Annotated in this window: 9 protein-coding genes; 3 read left to right on the plus strand and 6 right to left on the minus strand. The window is 68.4% G+C overall.

All coding sequences use genetic code 11. The features are described 5' to 3' along the window. From RMO12_RS07785 to RMO12_RS07810, 6 genes are all read right to left on the minus strand, one after another. Positions 1–547: cupredoxin family protein (locus RMO12_RS07785; RefSeq protein ID WP_309638852.1), on the minus strand; the 547-nt coding region annotated here is incomplete at its 3' end. Positions 548–587: 40 nt separating this feature from the next. Continuing rightward, a complete protein-coding gene (locus RMO12_RS07790; RefSeq protein ID WP_309638853.1) occupies positions 588–2,021 on the minus strand; it encodes a copper oxidase in 1,434 nt (477 codons plus the stop codon). A gap of 17 nt (positions 2,022–2,038) precedes the next feature. Next, on the minus strand, positions 2,039–3,487 hold the full coding sequence (locus RMO12_RS07795; RefSeq protein ID WP_309638854.1) for a TolC family protein: 1,449 nt from the start codon (positions 3,485–3,487) through the stop codon (positions 2,039–2,041). Positions 3,488–3,497: 10 nt separating this feature from the next. Further along, a complete protein-coding gene (locus tag RMO12_RS07800) occupies positions 3,498–3,875 on the minus strand; it encodes a hypothetical protein (protein WP_309638855.1) in 378 nt (125 codons plus the stop codon). Between the two features lie 111 nt (positions 3,876–3,986). Beyond that, entirely contained in the window at positions 3,987–4,430 is a 444-nt protein-coding gene (locus tag RMO12_RS07805) for a hypothetical protein (RefSeq protein WP_309638856.1), read from the minus strand. Positions 4,431–4,604: 174 nt separating this feature from the next. After that, the gene (locus RMO12_RS07810) at positions 4,605–5,105 is read right to left on the minus strand and encodes a DUF4148 domain-containing protein (RefSeq protein WP_309638857.1); all 501 of its coding nucleotides are present in this window, start codon (positions 5,103–5,105) and stop codon (positions 4,605–4,607) included. A 163-nt stretch (positions 5,106–5,268) separates the two neighbouring features. On the opposite strand from RMO12_RS07810, the gene RMO12_RS07815 reads away from it, so the two are divergent. The 3 genes from RMO12_RS07815 (at position 5,269) to RMO12_RS07825 (ending at position 8,300) form a co-directional block, all read left to right on the plus strand. Continuing rightward, complete coding sequence (locus tag RMO12_RS07815; protein WP_309625956.1) at positions 5,269–5,946, plus strand: heavy metal response regulator transcription factor; 678 nt, start codon at positions 5,269–5,271, stop codon at positions 5,944–5,946. A gap of 5 nt (positions 5,947–5,951) precedes the next feature. Next, a complete protein-coding gene (locus tag RMO12_RS07820) occupies positions 5,952–7,382 on the plus strand; it encodes a heavy metal sensor histidine kinase (protein WP_309638859.1) in 1,431 nt (476 codons plus the stop codon). Positions 7,383–7,754: 372 nt separating this feature from the next. After that, the gene (locus RMO12_RS07825) at positions 7,755–8,300 is read left to right on the plus strand and encodes a hypothetical protein (protein WP_309638858.1); all 546 of its coding nucleotides are present in this window, start codon (positions 7,755–7,757) and stop codon (positions 8,298–8,300) included. Positions 8,301–8,306: the final 6 nt, after the last annotated feature.

Genomic DNA, 8,306 nt, shown 5'->3' on the forward strand with positions numbered 1-8,306 from the left:
CGGCCATGGGCGCAGCCAACGGCATTGCGCCGGCATGCCCTGGGCTCTGCGCGTCTTTAGCGCCAGCAACTTTGCTCACCCGCACCGCGCCCTTCATGCCGGCGTCGTAATGGCCCGGCTGCAGGCAGGCGAAGGACACGTTGCCCGCCTTGGTGAACTGCCACACGACTTCACCGGTCTTGCCCGGCGCAACGGTCACCATGTTCTCGTCGGCGTGCTCCATCTCCGGGTTTTTCTTCATCACTTCGTAGTGCTCCGCGAGATCCTTGTCCGTGCCGAGCACCATCTCGTGCTTGATCTGGCCGGAGTTCCTGACGACGAAGCGCACGGTCTCGCCTTGCTTGACCTTCAGCTTGGACGGCGTGAAGCGCATCGCGTCGCTCATGTCGATCTGCACGGTGCGGGTGGCGTTTGCGGCGACGCCGGGTTTGCCGATGACCGCTTCGTCGGGGCCATGCCCACCGGCATGCGTGCCAGCGGCCCATGCGGTGCCGCTGGCAACGACCCAGCCTGCAATCGCTGCGTGAGATATCAATTTCAGTTTCATGGAAACGGCTCCTTGGGATGGGATAGTGAACGGCGGGTCATCAATGGCCCGAGTGGCCACCTTTGCCGGTCGGCTTGCGGACCTGGACTTCGACTTCCTTGGCGGGCATGTTGTTGGCCGGCATGGCCGCGCCGCCCTGCGCCCGCTCTTTGGATGCAGGGCGCGCCGGCTCGGCCATCGCGCCGGTCCACTCAAAGGCGACCTCACCGACCGGGTGCTGGTACCAACCGGGGTTCTTGTAATCGCCGGGCTTCTGGTGGCGCCGCACCTTCACGACGCTGAACATGCCGCCCATCTCGACCGAACCGAAGGGCCCGTCGCCGCTCATCATGCGGGCGGTGTTGTCGGGCAGCGGCATCTCCATCTCGGCCATGTCGGCCATGCCGCGCTCGGCCATCACCATGTAGTCCGGGATCAGCTTGGTGATCTGGCGCGCCACGCCGCGATGCTCCACGCCGATCATGGTGGGCACGCTGTGCCCCATCGCGTTCATCGTGTGGTGGCTCTTGTGGCAGTGGAACGCCCAGTCGCCTTCCTCGTCCGCGAGGAACTCGATCTGGCGCATCTGGCCGACCGCCACATCGGTCGTCACTTCCGGCCAGCGCGAACTCTTCGGGGTCGGCCCGCCATCGGTGCCGGACACCACGAACTCGTGGCCGTGCAGATGAATCGGGTGGTTGGTCATCGTCAGGTTGCCCATGCGGATTCGCACCTTGTCGCCCTTGCGCACATTGAGCGAGTCGATGCCCGGAAAGACGCGGCTGTTCCACGACCACAGGTTGAAGTCCAGCATCGTCATGATCTTGGGCGTGTAGGCGCCCGGGTCGATGTCGTAGGCGTTGAGCAGGAAGACGAAGTCGCGGTCGACCTCGTCGATCAGTGGGTGCCTCGACTTGGGGTGCGTGATCCAGCAACCCATCATCCCCATCGCCATCTGCACCATCTCGTCGGCATGCGGGTGGTACATGAAGGTGCCGGGCCGCCGGGCGACGAACTCGTAGACGAAGGTCTTGCCGGGTTGGATGGCCGGCTGGTTGAGGCCGGCGACGCCGTCCATCCCGTTGGGCAGCCGCTGGCCATGCCAGTGGATGCTGGTGTGCTCGGGCAGCTTGTTGGTGACGAAGATGCGCACCCGGTCGCCCTCGACCACTTCAATCGTCGGGCCGGGCGATTGGCCGTTGTAGCCCCAGAGGTGGGCCTTGAAGCCGGGCGCCATCTCGCGCACCACCGGCTCGGCGACCAGGTGGAACTCCTTGATGCCGTTGTTCATGCGCCAGGGGCAGGTCCAGCCATTGAGCGTGACGACGGGGTTGTACGGGCGGCCCGTGTTGGGCACCAGCGGCGGCATCGTGTCGGGTTTGGTTTGGATGACCGGCTCGGGCAGCGCGGCCATCGCCACCTTGCCGACCGCAGCGGCGCTGACGGCCGCCGTGACGGCGCCGGCCCTGCCGAGAAAATTGCGTCGGGAAACCATCGTGGATGCTCCTGTGTTCAGTGGGCCGGGCCGGCTGCCGCGGCGCGGGTCGCCGCCGGGGCCGAAGCCATCGGATCGGGCTTGCCGATCAGGGCCATGTCGAGGTCGGCCTGGGCGATCCAGTAATCGCGCAGCGCCTCGATGGATGCGTTGACGCTCGCGATCTGCGAGCGCGTGTCGGCCAGCAGCTCGAACACGCCGATCAACATGCCGTTGTAGCGAAGCACGTTCTCGTCCGAGATGCGCTTGGCCGACGGCACGATGTCGTCGCGGTAGTGGCGAGCGATGTCGTAGGCCGAGCGGTAGAGCGCATAGGCCTCGCGCACTTCCGAGCGGGCCTCGACGGCGACCTGGGCCGCGCGCTGCGCGCTCTGCATGTAGATCGCCTCGGCCTTGGCCACGCGTGCGCCGCTCCAGTCGAACAGCGGTATCTCGAACGCGATCTCGTAGCCGCGCTCCGTCGAACCATCGTTGAAGGTGTTGCGCGTGTAGCCCAGGTCGAGCACGCTGACGAAGCGCGTCACCTTGGTCAGGCCGAGCATCTTGGCCGTGGCCTCGACCATCAACCTGGCAGCCTGCACGTCGATGCGCTGCGCCATCGCCATCTGCTCGATGTCAGGCTGGTCGCCGGGTGCCTTGGGCAGGTCGGGCAGCCGCTCCGGCAGGGTGAACGTGGTCTGCTGGCCCCACAAGCCGAGCAGACGGGTCAGCCGCTCGCGGGCGCTGGTCTGCGCCTGCTGCGCGCGCGCCAGGTTCAGCGTCGCCTCCGCATAGAAGCCGTGTTCGCGGGCCTGCTCGAGTTTCGTGAAGTTGCCGACCTGCGCCATGCGCCGTGCCAGCTCGGCGCCGGCGTCGGCCGTCTGCTTGACCTGCTGCATGTAGCGCTCGGTCTGCCCGGTCGCAAGCGCGGTGTAGTAAGCCCTGCGCGTGCGCGCCGCCAGCGCGAGCACCTCCAGCGTCACGCCGCCCTGGGCGGTCGCGAACCGCCGGGCTTCGATCTGGCGTGCCAGCGGCAGCGCGATCAGGTGCGCGAGGCTGAAGCTGAACAGGCGGTCGATCTCTCGCTTATCGCCGCGCTTCAGGCGGCCGTAGACGAAGCCCGGGTTCGGCAGCCGGCTCGCTTGCACCAGGTCGGCCTCGGCAATGCCGAGTTCCTGGAAGCTGGCTTGCAGCCCGCGGTTGTTCAGGAGCGCGAGCTGCACCGCGTTGTCGGCGCTCAGCGGCTGCTTCAGCAGTTCGTCGACGCGTTGCTCGATGCCGTCGACGTCGGCGGCGGAGCGAGCCCACAGCAGGTCTTTGCCGAGTCGCTGCTTGGCGGTCTGTTCCACCGGACCGAAGCCACCATCGGCGCTGAAGGTCGCACAGCCGCTCAGCACGCTCACTGCCGCGGCGCTCGCGATCAGACGCAGACGCAGGCGCAGGCGCCGCCGGGGCGGCGTAGCCACCGAGAAAGTTTGGAAGCTCACGTCCTGCTCCTCAGTTCATCGGGTGGCCACCATGCCCGGCCGGCATCGGCTTGGACATGGGCTCGGCAGAGGCGGGCGCCGATGCCTTGTCGGTCGGGGCCTTGGCAGCCGACGCGGGCTCGGGCGACTGCGCCTCCTTGGCATAGTTGCGCCACCCGCCGATGCGCCCGACGGTGTCGTTCGCCTGCTTCCAGTCGAGCTTGTCGTCGCTCAGCGGCCGGTAGTCTGAAAAGGCCGAGCGATAGGTCGCGGGCGCAACCTTGGCCGTGGCGTCGAGCGGGTCGCGTCGGGCCGTGCCGGCCTCATGCCCGGCAAGGGCGGGTGCCGAGAACGTCAGCACGCAGGCGGTCGCTGCGGCAAGCGCAGCAGCGCTGTGGATTGATCTCATGAAAACCTCTCGGAGGAACGGTGGACAAACCGCGCGCGACAGCGCGGCTTACGGTTCAACGCGATGGCCGGTGGCGCGCCCGTCAGCCGGGAAGCACGCGACGCGGCTCGCTCAGCCGAGAGTGATTCGAGGAGGGCGCTCTGGCCCGTCGGTGAAGAAGCCCGGGCGACCGATCAGCGGCGAAGGGGCACCTTCAAAGACGCAATCAATGACGGGCAGCGGCGACACCACGTGCAGGATGGCCACCGCGGAGCAGCAGGAAGCACAGGCGCTGCACTTGAACTTGGCGAGCTTGGCGGCAGCGTCTGCATGCCCACCTTGATCAGGCCCTGCGTCGGTCGTCACACCGGGCGCGGCAGCAATACCGTCTGCCGGGTCGTGATGCGCGTCGCCTTGATGCGCATGACCGTGCCGGGCATCGTCAAGCTCGGTAGCCGCGCGTGACTGCTGCATGTGGTTGGGCCCGCAGTGCAGCATGGTCGATGCGGCGATCCCCTGGGTCGGGATCGCCAGCACCACCAACCACACCAGCACGGCCTTGAAGACTTGCCACATGCAAAAAGCTTACACCACGCGTGCGCGCAAATCGCCTTCAAAGGCCTTAGCAGGTCCGGTTGCCTTGCCGAGGGCCGGATCGCGCGAGTGCTTTGGCGGCCTTCGGTTCAACGCCGCAGGATGGCTCGCACAGGCGCCCTTTCGGTCAGGACGCCGTGCCTGCCATCGCGTCGTCTAACGAGGTGCCGCGGCCGAGCGTGAAGCCGCGGCCGTGGGCACCATGCGGTCGGCGGGCGCGGGTTGGCCAGCGTAGACCGAATAGCCACCACCAAAGTCGCGCCAGCCGTCGTAGCCCACCGGGTTGTCGCGCGCGGCTTCGAGTTCAGCCCGCACTGCGGCGCGCGTCTTGCCGCCACTCGCGCCTTGCGGCGGGCCGACGTAGACCGAGTAGTCGCCGCCGAAGTCGCGCCAGCCGTCGTGCGTGACCATGTCCAGGCGCCAGGCTGCAAGCTCGGCGCGCACCTCGGCCCGGGTCTTGCCGCCGCTGGCGCCTTGGGGCTGGCCGACGAAGGCACCGTAGCCGCCACCGAAGTCGCGCCAGCCGTCGGCCGTGGTGGACGCCGACGGACGGAACACGTCTTGCGTCGGATCGCCTTGCGCCGACGCGACGAGCGGGGTGAAGCTGGCGGCAGCGATCGCCAAAGTCAGCAGAGTGCGGCGGATGGTCTTGGTCATGATGATCTCCTGGGGTTGGCCTCGTGGGCAAGGCGCTGAGGGATTCAGCGTGAGGAGAACTTTAGAAACCGAAGCTCGACACGCGCCTCACGGCGCGATTACAAAACTGCAAGGAAAGCATCCCGAGCGCGACTGACCTTCACGCGACAAACGGAGCGAAGCGATGCGATTGCTGGTGGTGGAAGACGAACCCAGGCTGGCTGCCTACCTCAAGAAAGGCCTGAGCGAGAACGGTCATGTGGTCGACGTGGCGCACGACGGCATCGACGGCCGCCATCTCGCACTCGAAGGCCGCTACGACCTGCTGGTGCTCGACGTGATGCTGCCCGGCGTGGACGGCTTCGGCGTCCTCCAGGCGCTGCGCCGCGAGGGCAAGGACACCCCCGTGCTCATGCTCACGGCGCGCGACAAGGTCGAAGACCGCGTGCGCGGCCTGCAGGGCGGTGCCGACGATTACCTGATCAAGCCGTTTTCCTTCTCCGAACTGTTGGCGCGCGTGCAGGCGCTGCTGCGCCGCGGCACGCGCACGCAGGAGAGCACCACGCTTGCGCTCGGCGAACTGGAGCTCGACCTGCTGCGCCGCCGCGCGCAACGCGCAGGCGAACGCCTGGACCTCACCGCCAAGGAGTTCACGCTGCTCACCTTGCTGCTGCAGCGCCACGGCCAGGTGCTCTCGCGCACGCTGCTGGCCGAGCTGGTGTGGGACATGAACTTCGACAGCGATACCAATGTGGTCGAGGTCGCCGTGCGACGCCTGCGCAGCAAGCTCGACGACCCCTACCCGAGCAAGCTGCTGCACACCGTGCGTGGCATGGGTTACGTGCTGGAGCAGCGCGCGTGATCGCGATGCCCCGCCGCACCCTGCTCGAGGGTGCACCGCGGGTGTCGATGCAGCGTTTGCTCGACCCGCGCTGCTCGATCGTCGCGCGGCTCACGCTCACGCTGGCGCTGATCGCGGTGGCGGTGTTCGCGGCCACCGGCGCACTGCTCTACTGGACGCTCGAGCGCGAGCTGATGCGCGTGGAGTTCGACGAGGTGCAGAACCGCATCGAACTCGTGCAACGCCTGCTGCAGGAAAGCGGCGAGGCCGGCGTCGACGACGAGTTCCGCCGCAAGCTCGACGACGTGATGGCCGGCCACGGCAACCTGCTGGTGTGGATCCATGCGCGCGATGGCCGGCTGCTGTTCGCAAGCGCTCCCGAGCCTGTTGGAAGCTTCGGCAGCACGGGCAGCAGCGAGGCGCCGTCGATGTTCACCTTGGCTGATGGCAGCACCACGGCCGGCTGCCGCGTGACCATCAAGGAGCCCGGCATGGCCGAAGGTGCGAAGGTCACCGTCGCGCTCGGCGTCAGCATGCGCGGCCACGTGCTGGGCATGTACCGCAACACGGTGGCGTGGATCTGCGCGCTCGGTTTCCTGGCCACGGTGGTGCTTGCGGCCGTGGCCACGCGGCGTGGCTTTCGGCCGGTGCGCCGGCTTGCCGAGCAGGCGGCGCGCATCACGCCCGAGACGTTGTCGCTGCGCCTGCCGCCGGGCGGCGACGACCACGAACTGCAGGCGCTGGCGGCTTCGTTCAACGATGCGCTCGAGCGCCTGCAACAGTCGCACGCGCGGCTCGAAGCCTTCAACGCCGATGTGGCGCACGAACTGCGCACGCCGCTGGCCGCGCTGATCAGCGGCATCGAGGTCACGCTGGCGATGGAGCGGCCCAAGGCCGAGCTGGCGCAGTTGCACGCCACCAACCTGGAGCTGCTGCGCCGGCTCGGCGCGATCGTCGGCGACATGCTGTTTCTGGCGCGCGCCGACGTCGGCGAGCAAGCGGGCGACCGCGAGCAGGTCTCGCTCGCCGCCGAGGCGGGCAAGGTGATCGAGTACTACGACGGCTTGCTCGCCGAGGCCGGCGTATCCGTGGCGCTGCACGGCGACGCCCAGGTGCGCTGCAACCGGGGGCTGGTGCGGCGCGCGGTGTCGAACCTGCTGTCGAACGCGCTGAAGTATTCCAGTGGCACGCCGCCCGCACCCATCACCGTGGAGATCGGCCAGACCGAGCGCGAGGTCACCTTGAGCGTGCGCAACCACGGGCCCACGATCGCGCGGCGCGACCTGCCGCGCCTGTTCGACCGCTTCTACCGCGGCGAACCTTCGCGCAGCGCACGCGACGCGAGCCACGGCCTGGGCCTGGCCATCGTGCGCGCCATCGCCTCCATGCACGGCGGCAGCGTCGACGCGCGCTCCGACGATGGCATCACGGTGGTGGGTTTTCGGCTGGCGAAGTGACGGCGGCCGAGCTGGCGTCTCAACCGTCGCATCCGGCATCGCTCGTGCCAGCGCGAGCCGCCAGGAAGGCGCCTCAGCCAGCAGCCTCGACAGAGTCCGGTAAAGCCGCTCAGGCAATACCGGCTTGTGCAGCAGGTCGACCTCGACCAGGCATCGACGCACTCGCCAGGGCCACTGACACCGCGCGTAGCAGGCCAACAGCACACGGCGCGGCAGCTGCACGAATGGCCTGAGGCGGGCGCAGCGGGCCGCCGATCATCGGTGACCCCAGACTCTCACGGTCACTGCGGTGCGAGGCTCTGCGGGGGTCGTGCGCAAGGCACGCAGCTTGCTCGGCAAGCGAATCAAGCATCGCAGCGAAGGAAGCCCGCCATGAGACTCTGCATTCATCATTCGACCGCCGCCGCACTGTTGGTCGTGTCAGCCGCGGTCATTGCACAAACGTCGACGGGCACCGGCACCGACACCGGCGCGGTCGGCACGCGAGCCACGCCCGCCGCCACTCGGATGCAAGCGCCCGCAGCGCTGCCGCCGCCTGCGACCTTGTCGCCGCCTGCAGTGACGCCGACGCCACCCGTGACGCCTCCGCCCAGCGGCTCGCCGGCCGTGGGGGGCGCAATGAACGAACCCACGCCGACGCTGCAGGGCGGCTCTCCGGTCGACAACATCACCACCTGCACCGGCCTGGTCAGCGCGCTGGCTCGCCAGGAGTGCCTGCGCCAGCAAGCGTCGATGGCGGGGGCCGGTGATCGGCCTGCAGCTGCCGGCGCGCTTGACGCCAGCACCAATGTCGACATAAGCCCGGGCTCCAACAGCCCGGGTTCGCGTGACATGTCGCCCGGCGCGACCCGCCCCGGTGTACCCGCCACGGTGCTGCCGAACGCGACCGGCGCCGTCCCCGCGCCCGTGGCCCGCTAGCCCTGC

This window comes from Methylibium sp., from assembly GCF_031393925.1.
GTDB lineage: Bacteria > Pseudomonadota > Gammaproteobacteria > Burkholderiales > Burkholderiaceae_C > Methylibium.